Annotated in this window: 21 protein-coding genes; 4 read left to right on the forward strand and 17 right to left on the reverse strand. The window is 47.8% G+C overall.

Annotated features, from left to right (window positions below; genetic code table 11):
* Positions 1–29: 29 nt before the first annotated feature.
* From NST43_RS16310 to NST43_RS16345, 8 genes are all read right to left on the reverse strand, one after another.
* Positions 30–818 (reverse strand): TIGR01457 family HAD-type hydrolase, encoded by a 789-nt coding sequence (locus NST43_RS16310; RefSeq protein ID WP_339218112.1) that lies wholly within the window; start codon positions 816–818, stop codon positions 30–32.
* A gap of 292 nt (positions 819–1,110) precedes the next feature.
* The gene (rnz, locus tag NST43_RS16315; RefSeq protein WP_209989729.1) at positions 1,111–2,061 is read right to left on the reverse strand and encodes a ribonuclease Z; all 951 of its coding nucleotides are present in this window, start codon (positions 2,059–2,061) and stop codon (positions 1,111–1,113) included.
* A 211-nt stretch (positions 2,062–2,272) separates the two neighbouring features.
* Positions 2,273–5,710, reverse strand: a complete 3,438-nt coding sequence (gene metH / locus NST43_RS16320) for a methionine synthase (protein WP_339218114.1) — start codon at positions 5,708–5,710, stop codon at positions 2,273–2,275.
* Between the two features lie 109 nt (positions 5,711–5,819).
* Entirely contained in the window at positions 5,820–6,248 is a 429-nt protein-coding gene (locus tag NST43_RS16325) for a FixH family protein (protein WP_339218115.1), read from the reverse strand.
* Between the two features lie 326 nt (positions 6,249–6,574).
* Positions 6,575–7,360 carry an HAD family hydrolase gene (locus NST43_RS16330; protein ID WP_339225444.1) on the reverse strand — a complete coding sequence of 262 codons (786 nt, stop codon included), beginning with the start codon at positions 7,358–7,360 and terminating at the stop codon, positions 6,575–6,577.
* A gap of 35 nt (positions 7,361–7,395) precedes the next feature.
* Positions 7,396–7,923 (reverse strand): hypothetical protein, encoded by a 528-nt coding sequence (locus NST43_RS16335; RefSeq protein ID WP_209989720.1) that lies wholly within the window; start codon positions 7,921–7,923, stop codon positions 7,396–7,398.
* A gap of 47 nt (positions 7,924–7,970) precedes the next feature.
* A complete protein-coding gene (locus tag NST43_RS16340) occupies positions 7,971–8,180 on the reverse strand; it encodes a DUF896 domain-containing protein (protein ID WP_209989717.1) in 210 nt (69 codons plus the stop codon).
* Positions 8,181–8,289: 109 nt separating this feature from the next.
* The gene (locus NST43_RS16345) at positions 8,290–8,706 is read right to left on the reverse strand and encodes a LysM peptidoglycan-binding domain-containing protein (RefSeq protein WP_339218117.1); all 417 of its coding nucleotides are present in this window, start codon (positions 8,704–8,706) and stop codon (positions 8,290–8,292) included.
* A gap of 197 nt (positions 8,707–8,903) precedes the next feature.
* Here NST43_RS16345 and lexA point away from each other — a divergent pair, with 197 nt between their 5' ends.
* Together lexA and NST43_RS16355 are read left to right on the forward strand one after the other, a co-directional pair.
* Positions 8,904–9,530 (forward strand): transcriptional repressor LexA, encoded by a 627-nt coding sequence (gene lexA / locus NST43_RS16350; protein ID WP_036695466.1) that lies wholly within the window; start codon positions 8,904–8,906, stop codon positions 9,528–9,530.
* Positions 9,531–9,719: 189 nt separating this feature from the next.
* Positions 9,720–10,058, forward strand: coding sequence for a L,D-transpeptidase (locus NST43_RS16355; protein WP_339218118.1), 339 nt, complete (start codon positions 9,720–9,722; stop codon positions 10,056–10,058).
* 97 nt (positions 10,059–10,155) lie between these two features.
* Here the strand turns inward: NST43_RS16355 and NST43_RS16360 are convergent, their stop codons facing one another.
* From NST43_RS16360 to NST43_RS16375, 4 genes are all read right to left on the reverse strand, one after another.
* A complete protein-coding gene (locus NST43_RS16360) occupies positions 10,156–10,377 on the reverse strand; it encodes a hypothetical protein (protein WP_209989708.1) in 222 nt (73 codons plus the stop codon).
* 111 nt (positions 10,378–10,488) lie between these two features.
* Entirely contained in the window at positions 10,489–10,710 is a 222-nt protein-coding gene (locus NST43_RS16365; RefSeq protein ID WP_036695469.1) for a hypothetical protein, read from the reverse strand.
* A gap of 92 nt (positions 10,711–10,802) precedes the next feature.
* Entirely contained in the window at positions 10,803–11,165 is a 363-nt protein-coding gene (locus tag NST43_RS16370) for a DUF4359 domain-containing protein (protein ID WP_339218120.1), read from the reverse strand.
* Between the two features lie 15 nt (positions 11,166–11,180).
* Positions 11,181–11,453: a hypothetical protein gene (locus NST43_RS16375; RefSeq protein WP_209989701.1), complete on the reverse strand. Its 273-nt coding sequence runs from the start codon at positions 11,451–11,453 to the stop codon at positions 11,181–11,183.
* A 190-nt stretch (positions 11,454–11,643) separates the two neighbouring features.
* On the opposite strand from NST43_RS16375, the gene NST43_RS16380 reads away from it, so the two are divergent.
* Positions 11,644–11,769 carry a hypothetical protein gene (locus NST43_RS16380; RefSeq protein ID WP_339218121.1) on the forward strand — a complete coding sequence of 42 codons (126 nt, stop codon included), beginning with the start codon at positions 11,644–11,646 and terminating at the stop codon, positions 11,767–11,769.
* A gap of 294 nt (positions 11,770–12,063) precedes the next feature.
* Here the strand turns inward: NST43_RS16380 and NST43_RS16385 are convergent, their stop codons facing one another.
* From NST43_RS16385 to NST43_RS16395, 3 genes are all read right to left on the reverse strand, one after another.
* A complete protein-coding gene (locus NST43_RS16385; protein ID WP_339218123.1) occupies positions 12,064–12,969 on the reverse strand; it encodes a TIGR02391 family protein in 906 nt (301 codons plus the stop codon).
* A gap of 83 nt (positions 12,970–13,052) precedes the next feature.
* Positions 13,053–13,574, reverse strand: a complete 522-nt coding sequence (locus NST43_RS16390; RefSeq protein ID WP_339218125.1) for a hypothetical protein — start codon at positions 13,572–13,574, stop codon at positions 13,053–13,055.
* Positions 13,562–14,506, reverse strand: coding sequence for an AAA family ATPase (locus NST43_RS16395; protein WP_339218126.1), 945 nt, complete (start codon positions 14,504–14,506; stop codon positions 13,562–13,564). Before NST43_RS16395 ends, NST43_RS16390 begins: the two co-directional genes overlap by 13 nt.
* 421 nt (positions 14,507–14,927) lie before the next feature.
* Between NST43_RS16395 and NST43_RS16400 the strand changes: the two genes are divergently transcribed.
* Positions 14,928–15,164, forward strand: coding sequence for a hypothetical protein (locus NST43_RS16400; protein WP_339218127.1), 237 nt, complete (start codon positions 14,928–14,930; stop codon positions 15,162–15,164).
* Positions 15,165–15,373: 209 nt separating this feature from the next.
* On the opposite strand, the gene NST43_RS16405 is transcribed toward NST43_RS16400, so the two are convergent.
* Together NST43_RS16405 and NST43_RS16410 are read right to left on the reverse strand one after the other, a co-directional pair.
* Positions 15,374–15,970, reverse strand: a complete 597-nt coding sequence (locus NST43_RS16405) for a hypothetical protein (protein ID WP_339218129.1) — start codon at positions 15,968–15,970, stop codon at positions 15,374–15,376.
* A gap of 280 nt (positions 15,971–16,250) precedes the next feature.
* Complete coding sequence (locus tag NST43_RS16410; protein WP_339218131.1) at positions 16,251–16,973, reverse strand: hypothetical protein; 723 nt, start codon at positions 16,971–16,973, stop codon at positions 16,251–16,253.
* Positions 16,974–17,413 lie beyond the last annotated feature (440 nt).

Genomic DNA, 17,413 nt, shown 5'->3' on the forward strand with positions numbered 1-17,413 from the left:
CTTGGATGGTCAAAAGGTCACCTTTGTCATTATACACCGAGCAGTACCATAAGTTCAGCTAAATCAGCACAAATTTCATCAGGCTTGACTCCGGTCAGCTGCTGGTAATGCTCCAGATTATCCCGGGTTGTAAGTCCCGTAAGCACCAACACAGTCCGGCAGCCTGCGTTAGCCCCCGCCAAGATATCCGTTCTCATATTGTCGCCCACCAGCACCGCATCCTCCGGCTTGATGCCGAGCAGAGATGTCGCATACGTCACCAGATGCGTCTCCGGCTTGCCGATGACCACGGGTGCCACACCGCTGGCTGCTTCAATCGCTGCACCAATCGTACCTGCACCGGGCATCACTCCGTCATCGGAGGGAAGCATCAGGTCGGGATTGGTCAGGACGAATCTGGCCCCTTCACGAATCCAGCGCGAGGCGCGGGCCAGAGCTTCATATGTAAAAGAACGGTCGATCCCCTGCACGACATACTGTGGATGCTCGGTGACCAGGGTTAACCCTGCCTCTGTGCAGGCTTCCGCCAGCCCCTCTTCTCCAAGTATCGCCACGGATGCTCCCGGAGATTCTCCGGCAATGTAACGGGCGGCAGCCAGCGACGAGGTGCAGACCTCTTCCGCCTTTGCTTCAATGCCCATTGCGCGTAAGTGTCCAGCTACACTGGCTGGTGTCCGTGAAGAGTTGTTCGTCACAAACAGGAACGGGATACCGGCTGTCCGCAGCGCTTCTATCAGCTGCTGCGCCCCGGGGATCATTCTTCCGCCATGATACAAGGTGCCATCCAGATCAATTAACAAGCCTCCGATATTGTTCATAACTCCTCCTGTAGACTAGAACTAAGTGGTTCATCTTATTTATTATTAATTATATGAACTATATTTCAGAGCAGCGGGAGCTTCTCCGGGAAGCGCGCTGCGAATGGATTTATTGCCCGTCTGTTGCGATTTTTAGCCGCTTTGTTTCGGCATTTTCTCTACTGCTTCGTACTCTTAATCCTTAGCTTTTACTTTAAATTTAACGTTCTTCGTCGAACCCTAGCGAACTCCTGCTGCGCCCGGCTATTTTCGCCGCAGCCCTGTCACTTCCTGCGCTTTCCCGGAAAATAATTCATTCCCCAGGGTCATTTCCCGGGGTTCTCCGGTAGACCGGGAAGGTGCAGAATTCCTCTGCCAGCAGTGTATTCGGGAAGATCTCCTGCGCTTCCTTCAGCAGCGGAGCGAGCTCCTCCTGCGAAGTATAACGCGAGCTGAAGTGGGTCAGCAGCAGCTCAGCCCCGCCTGCATCCCTTGCCAGTTCCGCGGCTTGCCGTGCTGTACTGTGATGATATTGATGGGCCATTTCCGCCAGTTCATGGGCAAATGTCGCCTCATGAATAATGAGATCAGCATCCTGCGCCAGCGGCAGTGAACCCGCACAAGGCCGGGTATCTCCCAGAATAACTACGATACGTCCGCGCTTGGGAGCATGGATCACCTCGGCCGCCCGGATTAGCACGCCTTCATCGGTAGTGATGTCCTCGCCTTTTTTTAACCGGCCATACAGCGGTCCCGGCTTCAGTCCATAGCTCTTGAGAAGTTCTGTATTCAGGTTACCCGGACTGTCCTTCTCCGTGACCCGGTAGCCATAGCTGTCAATCCGGTGCTCCAACAGCCCCGCTTCCACCTTGAAGGTCTCATCCTCAAAAATCAGCCCGCCGCTGTGCTCCACAATCTCCAGCTTATAAGGAATGCGGGACTGGCTGACAGACAGCGATATGTCCAGATATGCCTTGAGCCCGGGAGGTCCGTACACCGTAAGCGGTGAAGTCCCGCCCTGGTAGCCCCTGCTGGAGATGAGTCCGGGCAGGCCAAACAGATGATCACCGTGCAGATGGGTGATAAACAGCTTCTCCAGCTTGCCCAGCCGCAGCGGCGAACGCAGAACCTGATGCTGTGTTCCTTCCCCGCAGTCGAACATCCAGAAGGTGCGCCGTTCTTCAAGCAACCGGAGCGCAACCGAAGTCACATTGCGCTGCAGCGTCGGCACCCCGGCATTCGTTCCCAAAAAATAGATTTCCATCATGCCCCTCCTCTCTCGCTTCTAAGGTCTTGATTACTTTTTGTGATCTTGCCCGTTCTTATGACAAGAATTCTACTCTGTTTTGGCTGCAAAAGCATCTTTTACAGCACCTCGAAGGTAATTCTTATATTCCAACAAAAAACCTCCCGGTAACGGGAGGTTCCGAAAAGTCAGGGCAAAGCCCCTTCTGGACGGTGAGCATGCGGAAGGCTTAGAGCTTCTCCACATTGAAGTACTGCGCTTCCGGGTGGGCAAAGACCATCGCCGAGACCGAAGCCTCCGGCTCCATCATGAAACCCTCGGTAAGCTGCACGCCGATATCCTCGGGCTTCAGGAGCTTGAATAACGGCCCCTGATCCTCCAGATCCGGGCAGGCCGGGTAGCCGAAGGATACCCGGATACCCTGGTAACGTGCGCCGTGTCTTTGCTTCATCGTCATATCTGCCGGGTCCGGGAACCCCCAGGTATCGCGCATCATATGATGGACACGTTCAGCCAGACCTTCCGCGACCTCAAGAGCGACAGCCTGCAGAGCATGGGAACGGAGATAATCTCCCTTATCCTTAAGGACAGTCGATAATTCACGGACACCATGGCCCGCAGTAACCACCAGGAAGCCTACATAGTCCATGACTCCGCTCTCCACTGGCTTCAGGAAGTCAGCAAGACAGAGATACGGCTTCACATTCTGGCGCGGGAAGGTGAAGGTATGCAGCACCTTTGCCTGATCCTGTGGATCATAGATCAGAATGTCATTGCCGCGTGACTGGGCCGGGAAGAACTGGTACATCGCATGCGGCACGATCGTGCCCTCGAGCATCGCCTGATGCAGAATATCGTCCACGGTCTCTTTCAATTCTACGGTACGCGGATCCCGCGCTGCCAGTTGCGCCTCTACAGAACCGCGCAGACCAAGATGATGGCCGAGCAACATCTGCATATTCACATAAGGAATCACATGTCCCAGCGGATAACCCCGCAGGACATGACGCTCCACATCGGGTGGGATGAACACTGGGGCATCCCCCGAGATCTTGGAGCGGACTGCCCGCGTAAGCTCGGGAAGGGGCGCTTGCGGAGCGACAGCTACGGCAGCCTCAGCCTCCTCGCGGACCTCCTCTTCAATCTTCACCCGCTCCAGCGGGTTCATCAGCCGGTTGGCAATATCCAGACCATCCATGGCATCCTTGGCATATAAGACGAGCCCGTCATATTCCGGACGGATTCGGGTCTTGGTGAATTTGCGGGTCAATGCCGCACCGCCCACCATAATCGGCACATCAATACCGGCGGCGCGCAGATCCTGCGCAGTCAGCACCATCTGCTGGGCCGACTTTACCAACAGACCGGATAAGCCGATGGCGTCAGCTTTTTCCTTACGGAAGGCTTCAATAATATTCTCTGGCGGAACCTTGATCCCCAGATTGACGATCTCATAACCGTTGTTGGAGAGAATAATCTCGACCAGGTTTTTGCCGATATCATGCACATCACCCTTGACAGTTGCAAGCATAATTCTCCCTTTAACAGAGGTCTCATCCTTCTGCATGAACTGTTCCAGATGATTCACAGAGGCCTTCATAACCTCCGCGCTCTGCAGCACCTCGGCCACAATTAATTCATTGTTATTGAACAGCCGCCCGACCTCAGACATCCCGGCCATCAGCGGACCATTAATGATTTCCAGCGGAGCCGATGTCTTCAGCGCTTCATCCAGATCCGGGATCAGACCTTCCTTAGTGCCTTCTACCACATAGGAAGCAAGGCGCTCCTCCAAGGAGAGATTGGAGATTTTCTCCTTCTTCTCTATCTTTTTGCCGCGAAAAGCCGCCACAAATGCAGACAAGGTATCGTCATTTGTATTATAGATCAGCTCTTCAGCGAGCTTCCGCTCTTCTTCAGAGATCGATGCATACCGCTCCACCTTCTCCGTGTTCACAATGGCATAATCCAGCCCCGCCTTGGTGCACTCGTACAGGAATACCGAGTTCAGCACCTCGCGGCCGGCTTCCGGCAGACCGAAGGAGACATTGCTGATGCCGAGAATGGTGTGAACAGCGGGCATAGCCTCCTTGATCAGACGAATACCGTCAATCGTCTCCTTGGCGGAGCCGATATACTGCTCATCCCCGGTTCCTACAGGGAACACAAGGGTATCGAAGATCAGATCCTCGGGAGCCAGACCATATTTGTTGACCAGCAAATCGTAGGAACGTCTGGCCACCTCCAGCTTGTCTTTAGCCAGGATGGCCTGGCCGGTCTCATCAATGGTGCCTACTACAATCGCTGCCCCGTATTTATGAATCAGTGGCGTGACAAGCTCGAACTTCTCTTCACCATCTTCAAGGTTAATGGAGTTAATGATCGCTTTGCCCTGACAATACTGCAAGGCCAAATCAATAACCTTCGGGTCCGTCGTATCGATCATTAACGGCACCTTGACCTTCTTCACGACCAGCTCCAGGAACCGCATAATGTCTTCCGTCTCATCCCGGTCCGGGTCCTGGACGCAGACATCAATAACCTGTGCGCCACTCTTCACCTGGGCACGGGCAATCTCCGAAGCTTCCTCATATTTTCCCTCAACGATTAGACGCTTGAACTTCCGGGAACCAAGAACATTGGTCCGTTCACCGACCATATATGGACGGTTCTCACTCTCCACGTACACCGGCTCGATCCCCGACAAGGCCGGGGGATGCTGGCCATCAAGCTTGCGCGGCGGGTAGGCCGCCATTACTTCAGCCATTGCACGGATATGATCCGGTGTGGTTCCGCAGCAGCCGCCGGCAATGTTCAGCCAGCCCTTCTCGGCGAAGCCGCCCAGCTTACGGGCCAGGGAATCCGGGGATTCATGATAATTCCCGTTCTCATCCGGCAGACCCGCATTCGGGTAGCAGCTGACGGCTGCAGAAGAGATCGCGGACAGCGAGCGGATGTGATCACGCATGAACTCCGGTCCTGTAGCACAGTTCAATCCGATGGACACTGGCTTCAGATGCTCCAGTGAAATATAGAAGGCTTCGATATTCTGTCCAGCCAGCGTGGTTCCCATAGGTTCAATGGTCCCCGAGATCATCACCGGCAGCGTAATTCCGCTCTTCTCGAAGGCGTTACGGATACCAATGCTTCCAGCCTTCACGTTCAGGGTATCCTGGGATGTCTCCAGCAGCAGCGCGTCCACCTTGCCGTCGATCAGGGCAACCGCCTGTTCTTCATAACTGTCTACAAGATCCTTGAACGTGACTCCTCCGGTGACAGAGAGCGTTTTCGTGGTCGGTCCCATAGCACCAACTACATAACGCGGGCGCTGCGGTGTATCATATTTATCTGCGGCATTACGTGCAAGTCTGGCGGCCGCAAGGTTAATCTCCCGGGCACGATCCTGTATATCATATTCGGCAAGCACCACTGAAGTGGCGCCGAAGGTGTTCGTCTCAATCAGATCCGCACCGGCCTCCAGGTATTTCTCATGAATGTCCTGTATAACCTCCGGCCGGGTCAGCACCAGCATTTCATTACAGCCATCCAGGTCATCCCCGCCGAAATCCTCGCCGGTGAGCGGCACCTGTTGAATCATGGTACCCATAGCTCCATCCAGTATCAATATGCGCTGCTGCAAGCTCTCAGCAAGTGTGTATTTGGCCACTTTCCATCCCCCCAGTGAAACATTAGAGTAATTTTAGCAGAATAAAGGGATTTCGGAAAGCCTTCCTTTCCACCCTGCTTTATTTGTATTTCCATTGATTTCAATTCTATTACGGCGCTACCACAAGTTTCTTACTCGGCATGGAATGCTGCGTCCGGGCAGTCACATGTGAAGTGACACTGAATTCGCCCGCCTCTTCAAAGGTGTGCTCCCCGACATAAGCCCCTTCTCCAGCACTTTCACCCTTGATTTCAACCTTCTGGGTCTTATCCGCTGCCTCGTTGACCTCAAACATTACTTCTCTAGCATCATCTACCGGTTCACCGTCCTGTGTCACCACAGCCTTGAAGCTAACTGCCGTACCTGCGTTTACTTGCTCCGGGGTCCAGCTCAGCTCCACCTTAATCGGTGACATGGAGGAGTTGGCCGCAGCATGCATCTGCATCTGCATCTCATCTTCCTTATTCCCCGAGCATCCGGCAAGCGTCATCCCCATCACTATGCATATAAGTCCCCTGCGTATCCTTGGCTTCATCATCTGAAGTCCTCCCGGTTCATAAGTAGATTCTTCTTCATCCATGGAACATATCAATTCTATATTACAATGAAAGTCAGATCGCTACTCTTCTTATTATACACATTTTATTCAATTTGCCTTAAAGAAGCTGCATGATTCACTCCTTAACATGAGAAAAGTCATATCTTTGATTGTGAGCACTAGGGTAGACGCTCCGCGAACGGACCGTTGTTTAAGCGGGGTGCGAAAATACTTTTAAATAAAAAAACAAAGAGCAACAATTCTCCAGTGACGGGAGGACCGTTGCTCTTTGACCTTTTACAATTTTAAAAACACAGATGTTTCAATTATAGGGAGTCTACCAGCGGCAGAAGCTCTGAAAGATGGCCGATCTGGTAATCCGGAATAATCTCCGGGTCGGAGGCTTTCGCATTGCGGTTGATCCAGACCGTGGTCAGACCGGCAGATAAGCCACCAAGAATATCCGTAGTAAGCTTATCGCCAACCATTACACCTTGCTCCGGAGCAATATCCAGCAGGCCGAGCGCATGCTCGAAGATTCCTTTGTCCGGCTTGCCTTTGCCGAAGCTTCCCGAAATCACAATATGGTCAAAATACGGGGTAAGCTCCGGTACACCATCCAGCTTCTCCTGCTGAAGTGCCGGGCAGCCGTTCGTCAGCAGCAGCAGCTTCACCTTACCACGCAGCTCGTCCAGCACCTGAAGGGTCTCTTCATAGATATAGGGACGGCTGCGGCGCTCAGCGGCGAACTTGTCGGCCAGCCGGGCAGCCAGCGCTTCATCCTCAACTCCGAGCGAGGCCAGGCCGCGGCGCCAGGATTCGGTACGGTAGACGGGGGCAAGCTGTTCCAGTTGACGGAATTCTGGCTGTTCACCGGCAGTGAAGTTCGCCCACAGCGCTTCATACGGATTAATACCGATCAGCTTCGTGAATGGATACGTCTCATAGGATTCATAGAGTGCACGGGCTTCCCTGCGCACAGCAGCTTCCAGCTCCTGCGGATCAACGGAATCTCCGGCAGCCTCAGAAGCGCAGCGGAAGGCTTCTTCCACGCTACGGTCATCCCACAGCAGTGTGTCGTCAAGGTCAAATAGTACGGCGGTAATCGGCATTTGTTCTCCCACTCCCTATATCCTGGTCTGTCTTCCTATTCGTGCACGACTTCAATGTTGTTGTTCTTGGCGAATTGCTCCAGACGTTCACCCATTGCAGCGGTGTCATAACGGTTAATCAGCTTGGAGAAAATCCACTGCTTGCGCTTGCCCTTATACTTAATAGTAACTACACTGCGCGATAAGGTGATCTTCTCAATATCCGCCGCAGGCAGGAAGCGTTCGCGGTTGTATTTAATAGTAGAAATACGCGCACGTTCAACCTTAAGGAACGGACGGCGGAAGAACAGCAGCGCAGCGAGCAGGAAATACAGCACTACACCCAGCCAGTTGGCCAGAATCCCGCTTCCTTTTGCTTCATCAATCGAGCCGACCACCCAGAACATGATGCCAAGCAGCATCAATACAACGGGGAATATAATATTCCGGCCTTTGAAAATATCGATGCTTTTTGCGGTAGCCTTCGTGCTGGAAGCATAAATGGAATCCTTCCCCTGCTTCTTTCTTTGCTGGTTAATTTGCTTTGTGTTGCGTTGAACCATTCTTTCCCAAGAACGGGCCATGTGAGTTCCCCCTAGTCATCCTGTATTATCTATGAAAAGGCAACAGGCTAATGCTTAAGTCCGTTATTGCCTTCTTCATGCTCCGGATTGTCCACAATTTCGATGGTATTAAGCTGGGCCCGAAAGTTGCTGCGGATATTCCCCAGGTAAATCTCACGGAGCTTGGCACGTTCGGCCAATTCCTCTTCATTCAGGCCGCCGTTCTTAGCTTTGCGTGCCAGTTCATTGATGCGTGCGACCAATTCGTCAATATTCAATACGTTTCCCTCCCTCTAAATTCATTTTAACTTTGCCATGAGAAAAAGAGCTTGTCAAGGTCTACCCCCTGAAAGCTCTTTGAGTCGATCATTAGTCTGCTTCATTCCTTCAGTATAAAGGTAAAATCAGAATATCTCCGGCCTTAATGACGCTGTTCTCCAAATGATTCGTCTTCATTATTCCTTCTATATATACGGCTGTCTTCATGTCCTCAGGCTTGTTACTTAACGCAAGGCTCCATAAGGTATCCCCTCGTTCGACTACGATCCGCTTATCTGGCTTCATGGAAGAGACCGAACCGGCAAAAACATTCCCCACCACAGTGAATCCCGAAATAACAAGCATCAGCACCAGAACCATCTTCATCAGGCTGACCTGACGGAATAGTGATGATAGCGCAGCGAGACTATGAAGAATCGCATCCTTGATCTTGGTTACATAATTATGAGCAGTTGGATTACCGGGAGCGGACACCTTGATATCCTCATTATTATAGATGCTGTTGTATGTACTATACTTTAACATGATCATCATCCTCCAAACACATGTTCTTGCTTTCGAAAATAATATAACACGAACATGTGTTTCGATCAATAGTTTTTTCGGAACGTTTGTTCTCTTTATTTTCACTCTCTTATTTTCCTCATTTTAGAACTTATGTTTGTACGAACGGAAGTTCTATGTTATAATTTTCCCAAACATAGTATATGGGGTTGATTCCGATGTCAAAGATTTCTAGTCGTCAGCTGGCGATCCTGGAATTTATACGTAATGAAGTCCGCAGCAAGGGTTATCCTCCGTCCGTCCGCGAGATTGGCGAGGCTGTCGGCCTGGCCTCCAGCTCTACCGTGCATGGTCACTTGGACCGGCTTGAGAAGAAGGGCCTGATCCGGCGCGACCCTACGAAACCGCGTGCCATTGAGTTACTCGGGCAGGAAGATTCAGAGAATGTGCATCAATTCGTCCAGACCGTCACCCGCATCCCGGTAGTGGGTAAGGTTACAGCTGGTGTTCCTATTACAGCTACAGAGAATATTGAGGATTACTTCCCATTGCCTGCTCATTATGTAGGCGATAACAAGGTATTTATGCTATCTGTCCTTGGTGACAGTATGGTGGATGCCGGAATTATGAACGGGGATTATGTCATCGTGCGCCAGCAGCAGACTGCCGACAACGGCGATATTGTTGTAGCGATGACCGAAGAAGATGAAGCAACTGTTAAGACCTTCTACAAGGAACGGGATCATATCAGGCTGCAGCCGGAGAATCCGGCGTACGAGCCTCTTCGCCTTAACCGCGTTACGATTTTGGGACGGGTCATCGGATTATTCCGCGATATCCACTAATCTACTCCCCGCTTCAGAACAGGCTGCTCCGCACCATGCGAAGCAGCCTGTTTTCTGTTTATTTCACTTAGCGTAGTGGCAAAAAAGCCGTATGCAAACATTTGTTCGCATACGGCTTTTTTGCCACTTTTTCTGTGAACCGCTGTACGGCTCCGCACATATCCTGATATTAAAGGAGTGCTGATCTGTATGCCCAATTATCGAATTATCATCGATCTGTCACAGCGTATGCTGTACCTGCTGGATAATGACGTTGTCACCAGAGGCTTCCCTGTCGGCATCGGCAAAATGTTAACCGTCTCGCCAGTAGGCGAGTACACCATCATTAACAAGCAGCCCAATCCGGGCGGCCCGTTCGGTGCCTTTTGGATGGGTCTGTCCAAGCCGCATTACGGCATACACGGAACCAACGACCCGTCCTCCATCGGCCACATGGTCTCTCACGGCTGTATCCGTATGTATAACGCAGATGTTCTGGCTCTGGCCGCCACCGTACCTATCGGCACGCGTGTTACGATTAGAGAATAGACCGCAGCTGCAACCTGCTGCTCCCGGATCTCACGACAAAAACACCCCCGAAGGGGTGTCTTGTACGCATCATCTCAGCCACCAGGGCGGATACAGATTACAGCAGCACACTCCGTAACAAGCGAATGGCAGCTGTATTCAGGCGAATGGCTTCACGGATGGAGGCTCTGGCCGCCAATAGCTCTCTTCTGGCCCGCGAACCTCTAGGCACACTGCGCAGATTCTCATTGATTTCTTCAAGCCGCTCCAGCAGGATCGCTCTCTGGGTAAGCAGCACATTAATGGCTCTGCGGATTCTGTTGCGTTCTCTTTGGGTCATCTTAACACCTCTTTTACACTTGGATAGTATAAGAGATGCTGAATGTACCGTAGAAGATTGTGTGATTCGGCAGTAATGTTAGGAGCAGCGGTTAGCGGGCAGCGAATCTGCTCACTTCTTGTTCAATCGTACCCGGAATTCAAATTCATCGCGTCTATAAGTCATTCCGGCCAGCACTATGTACTCCGGTGTCCATTTCTGTACAGGTCCGGCATAATCAGCAATCACATGCGGTTTGCCATCAACCAGCTGAACGACGTAGACCTGTACCTGTGCCAGTGCGGCAGCGAATAGATCAGCATCACTGGACAGTACTTTATAAGCCGTATTCAACTTCGTTCCTCCTTGTTCCACAACCATGATATAAAGATTCCGCAACAATCTATTTAATTATACCGGGTTATGGAACAATATGTAAACCATATTTACAGCTTGATAAAAAGGATTTTGAACAATCCAATATATTTCTTAGTAGCCCCGCCATCCCCGCTAAAAAAATCGGTATTCTTAAGGTCCGGCACACTGAATACAGAGAATAAAATGTAGTTATCCCTCTCAGTCAATGACTCAACTACAGGCTGGGCTACCAGCTTGGTAATTCCGTCGCCTATTTCCTGATCAAGCGTATTCTCCAGATTCTTTACAGAATATTCACTGAATGCTTCCTTCCCCGGATTCGTAACAGCCATCACAACCAGAACAACAAGGATAAGGACCAGTAACGATTTACCGCCCGATCTTCTGCGGACTCTGCGTGCAGGACTCGGCGTATCATAACGCGAATTCATTCTTTTCCCCCTCAACTACAGAATATACAGCATCTCTTGCAACATGACCCCCAGTGGATTCATCATCATCCGGCACACGAACAGCATCCCATCTACAATTCCACTGCCTCCGATATCCATGCTGCTCCAATCCCACACCGGCTGAGCCGGTGCATCCAGCCCATATTGCTCCATAAGCCTCTCTCGGGTCTCCGCAGGCACAGCCACTCCTTCCGCCCCAGCCACCGGACCTATCAACGCCAGGATGAGCATCAGCGAAAGCATAATCTTATATGTATTCTTCATCATACACTCCCATATCTCCCACTCGAATTCTCTTCTGGTTAAGTATATAGGAGATGGAATAGTATGTAAAATGATTTGATTTGGAGTTATAATTCCTTTATATTATGATGTAAGGGCTTTGCTCCGTCTTCATCTTCACTCTCTCCCCCACACTTAAAAATCGGGAGAGTTTTTTTATTTAGGAGGTAAATGTATGAATGGAAATAAAGTTATCATCATTCTTCTGTCCATCTCCATACTGGGTGTACTGCTTTACTTTGGAATAGCTTATGGACTGCTATGGTATGCCTTCCGGTCCTTGGTTCCCATTGAAGAATAATCTAAGAACATCGGGTGATCAATTTGAAGAAATACAACAGAACCGAAAAAATCATTATTGGAGTGTTAATTGGCATGACTGCCGTGCTATCTTTAGGAACCCTGTTTTTTTGGTATGTCTTCACCACAATATAAAATAATCTCCTCGCGCTCAGGGTGGGGTGTCTGTCAGATCCCCTACCTATGGGAGATTTTTTTATTCATGACATAAAAACAGAAGGCAGGGAAAGCTTCCTGACCTTCTGTATTCCTTCATACTTCTATGGATTAATATCATTGGTTTTGTTCGGGGTTACTACGGGATTTCTTTAGTTTTGGCAGCATCTAAAGACTTTAACAAGAATGACGCGAAACCAAGTATCTCAAGCGTAGTTTGTTTATCTGGGTGCTCGTCAACACGGTGAGCCTTTGCATTTCTTATACCCATTACTGCTCCACTAAAAAGCCACATGAAACCCATTTGCTCATCAGAGTTGTCCGAGATTGTCAGCAAAGGGTTCTTAACAGAAAAAACAGTTTGCATTAACGGTGAACCGTCTGAATTATAGTGCGCTGATTTTATTTTTACAGACTCTACTAAATTTATGTAGGTGTCTAGAATAGCTTGTCTATAGTGTCCGTCAGCAAACAGTCCTTCAGCCGACTGCCTTACAATAGGATGGAATTGTGATAGGATCAATGAATTAATTGTTTCTTCTTCTGTTTCATCCTCAATGATAAATCCTCTTAAGAAATTGATTTTATCAATTAATTCCAGTCTTATTCTATTAAGGACTCCCTTGACGCTGCTTGGTGTAAAATTAAAGAGAACAGCTTCAACTCCAAGTTTGTCTCTTAATAACTTGAAGCGATGCGGGTCACTAATTCCTAGGAAGTTAATTTGCCGAGTGGAAAACTCCTCCAATTCATCTACTCCATGAGGTATGTTATACTCTTGTACAAACAATAAATCAGGATTCTCGAAGGTAATAACCGTTCCGTTATTTGTAGTGTACTGACCTACAATCATCCGATACTCAGGAATTTTAGTGTCATCTTCAATATATTTCTGGAAATAACCGCTAAGTTCGAGTTTTGCCCATTGTTCAAATTCCGCATTTATGTCATGGCTAAGGATTAGGAATTTTGTAAGTAGACTACTGAGAGGTTGATTAGACAACCCTGTGGCTATTTCTTTGAATATTTCTCTTTTATCCCTCACGAAACATACCTTCTTTTCAAATGGATTGGAGTAATCAATTCCTCTTTATTGTAACACCTCCAATACTAGGAAACATGACATGTTTATTGCCTTCTAATCGTTACACCACCAATTGTATGAAGCATGACATTTTCCGGTGCCTCGACCATGAATTCTCCGAATGTCAGAACATAAGCGTCAGCTCGGTCAGGCGACTTGAGACCGCGCTTCTTCATATCATCCTTGCTCTCCAGAATCATCTTTCCTTTTGAAGTCATACGCCACTTCCTTGTAGCCAACTGAGAGATCAAGGTATCATAATCCGGCAATTGCATGACTCCAGATTCGCCGTTGATGAAGTTGGTCAGATTAGTCTCCAAGTCCGTTCTGATGGACTGCCACATTTCCGTGACTAGGTTAGCGCAATACTCATCCAGTGATGATGAGCCATTGTTAACCGGCACCACATCCCAGCCGTATCCTTCTTCGTTAATGACTTCGATCAGACGATCTGTTACGCCACCGCCGACCCCTGTATCATCGACATTAAACTTTACATGCTCAACCTCTGGATGCTGCTGTAACATATCCTTTGCTAATCGAATAGCATTCCCTACAGTAACCATTGTGCTTTCTTTAAAGTGGCTATGCTGGCCACTGCCTTCTTGCCTATACCAGCATACATTGCTGTTTCATCGTCTCCATATCGGGCAACGTCAACTCCGATAACTAGAGTTGTTCCGGTTGCTTTAATCTGCACCTCTTTGGCTGCATGCTCCGCTGCCTCCAGTGTTATGAATGTGCCTGCCTCACCGCGCGGGAACTGCCCCTGAACACGAACTCGGTAAACGTCACTGCCCTCGCCATACTTGCGCTTGAGCATTTCAATGTTTTCTTTACTGGTGCGTGGACTGTCCAGGCATGACACCTGATGTGTTTTATAGATGCCCCTGTCTCTATTATGAGAATCAAAAAAGAACCCACTCGTTTTTGTTGGGTTCCCACACATGATGAGCTTATTATATTCGCCGGACAGGGTACCGAAGATTGCCGCCATGATCCTATCATCTACGCCTGAGGCTTCATCTACAATGAATAACATGTAATCCTCATGAAACCCCTGCATGTTCTCAGGCTTGGTCGCTGTTCTCGCAGCGGCAAACCAGCGTTCCTCATGGTTCTTCATGTAAACCTTAGTTTTAGTCCATTTAAGAATTCGTTTTAGAATCGGGCTCTTTGATTGCCACTTGCTGATCTCAGCCCACAAGACATCATTTAGCTGCTGCCTTGTAGGCGCTGTGCAAACCACTCGGGGATATGGGAAACAGCATAGGAACCACAAGGCTATGGCTGCTTCAAGAGCGGTCTTTCCCACTCCTTGGCCTGATCGAACTGTCACGAACCGATGATTTGCAATATCACTTGAAACTTCATCTTGCCATTGATCTGGGATGAAGTTAAGGACTTCTTTGAAGAAAGTTTTTGGGCTCTTGCGGTATACTGGTATCTTTTGTTTGAAAGCTCTCGTTATTTTTGTATTACTTTCTGTCTTATTCACTACAGCGCCTCCCACTTTTATCACTCTATAATTAAATTAAGGAGCTACTTATATTTTAGCATTCACTTACTTTGGCATTACTGCGCTCTCTGGCCATGCTACATGTCAGCCCACCGGATATTGATGTATAATTTAGGAAACATAAGGAGGTTATCTATGAACAAATATTCCCGTCTTGAAGATTATTAAAAAATCAGATTGAGGTTGAGATGTCCTACTCTGAAATTGAAAGGATTCTCGGAGATAAACTTCCTGATTCTTCTCACACCGATCGAACTTGGTGGGCTAACACAATGCATCCCAGCCGAACTCAAGCCCACTCTTGGTTAAATGCCGGTTGGAAGGTTGAGACCGTAAACCTTGGCACCAGTGTGATTTTTGTACGAACTAACGAGTAGTACATATTTGTAGGAGGGCTAAAATGGGCCATGAAATTAAAACTGACTCGTCTAATCAAAAATTTGTAGAAATTGAAACGGTTAAAGGAGTCGAAAGCTTAAGAGTAACTTATGTTGAAGATGGTTTTACAGGAAAGCCTTGTCTTCGATTAAATATTCGACCACATGGTAGAGCTCCTCGGCAAGGTCCTGAGTTTGAAGTAGCTTATACGCCAGATCTTCTTTCAGCTATCACTCAATTACTGATGGATTCAAAATGATAAACAAGCCCCCTACATATTCTGTAGGGGGCCTTTATGTTTTTATGGTTTTGTTGAAGGGTCAGGCTCAAAAGCGTCAGCTCACCGCCTAGCTTATACAACACTGGCTGTTCCCCGACTTCACCTTTACAATCGAATGTCCTCAATTACAAGGCCTTAGTCGCCTCACAGAAGTCCATATCTATATAAAAAAAGCACACGAAGGCGCCTCATTTTCTCAATTCATCTAAAGTATTAAAGAGTTTCACAAAAGGTGGTTCCATCGTTCTTAGAGCGTAATCAAAATTTTTAAGCGAAAGGTTACCAGTTTGAATTCTAAATTTCTCTGTACTTCCGTAGACCTCCTTGCAAAATCGTTCAAACACCTTTCCTAATGACATTTCATATGCCGCTAGTTCTGATAAATTATGTGTCTCAATTTGACAGATTCTTTGAAATCTCATTAAAAGACCGTATAGATAATGTAAAGCATATTGTTCATCTGGACTTAGTTTATCTTTCAAATTTGCTACATGATCAGCATATCTAGAATTATGAGATCCAAAACCCATATTCTTAATTGGCTCTGAATTAGACATGTAAACCATCTCTTTTAAAAGACTTAATATGTCATTATAGATGATTCCAGCGCTCAATTTCAGATTCCTCATCTCAATTAATTGTGCCTCTTCTCGTTGCAACTTGATATTACTCTTCGTTGCCCATAGCCCCCCTATAATGCTACCCAATGCGCCAAAAATCGCCCCGACTACGCCACTCAATAAAACATCCCAGTTCAATCCACTCAACCATTCAAGAAAATTCATTTTTCCGGTCCCCTCACTATACAGTCTGAACGCTTCATCTTCCAGTATCAGACAACTTGTGATAGTGGTCAAGGATGAAAACTGCTCTCTGATTCCCTTGCCTTTGAGTTGAGTTGGTTTTTCATCTTCGGTTAGGCGAAAATGCAGCAGGAGACGGAGAGGACCTTCCCGTACTGCTCTTTTCTACCCTTCAACACAAACACATGTTCCTGAATAAAATCCCTGAGAACAGCTCACAGAAGGTCACATAAGAGCACAAAAAAGCACCCGCTTTGGGCGCTTAAAGTCCTTTGAATGTTTCAGTCTGTCGTAGATTTTCCTTTAGAAGATTAATCTGCGAGTTGTATTCACTCATTATCATATTGAACTTTGGTACTGAGTCAAAAAACGGTTGTTCTTTATTGATATAACCAATCACATTGAGAAATTTAAAACATATGTCGGCAGTACACCATATTTTGAAATTAGTTAAATCCTTAGTTGTTGTGTCAAAAAAATTAAATCTTACCTTGCCGTCCTCTTGAAAATCCACATTAAATACTGATGGAAGTATATTCCCATGCGTCGAGTACTTGTTGAGAGTATCTTTCTGAAATTTCACGGCTTGGTTGTATTCGGGATAAGCCTTCGGCATCCATTTATATGCCTTCCTCAAAGCATCTTTTGGCAACACGGTACCATCTGCTTTTATTTCGTGATAACAATCTTCGTTTTTCTCATGTGTGCTATATACCGCCAAAGTCGCTGATTCTAATGTATATCTCATCATCATACTTGTTTGAATATCATGCTGGCGCACTGCTGACATCAACGCTAACAGAGCACTCTTCTGCACCTGAGATAAAAAAGCTGCAAAAATCCAAAAATCCGGATCTATTTTTCCGCTAAACTTCCACAGAAACATAACGATACTATTAGCAACTTTAAAATAATCTCCATATTCATACTCAGCAATGTGGATCATCCTAGCTTCTGCACCAGTTAGATCATGAATAGAAAACATGTGCCACCTCCCAATCATCAAAATTCGACGTTTAGGGAGTTTTTACCTTCTAACATTTCACCCTGCCAAAAAAACTATGATAATCCTTCCCAACGCCCCCATATGCGGCCTTTACACTTAGCTGGCTGCTTCAGCGGATCTTTCAACCGCTGCTGATGTTGCTTCTTCTTCATAATAATTCCCCCAATAAAAAAAGCCGCCCAGTAATGAGCGACTTCGGAATATGTATACAGTTACTATGTGTGCTGGTAGCCTGGCCAGATCGGTGGCGTCCGCTCCGCACCCGCAGCAAATGTGCTGCGCTCTTTGCTTAAAATCTTTACAGACTTTGTATCAAAGGAGGACAAGACCATTTTACAGAGCCGGCGAAATAAGAGTCATAACCACCAACAGTGAATTGAGGACTTGATCACACCAATTTACAGATTATGCTTTAAATT

It is taken from the genome of Paenibacillus sp. FSL H8-0332 (assembly GCF_037963835.1).
Lineage (GTDB): Bacteria > Bacillota > Bacilli > Paenibacillales > Paenibacillaceae > Paenibacillus_AQ > Paenibacillus_AQ rhizoplanae.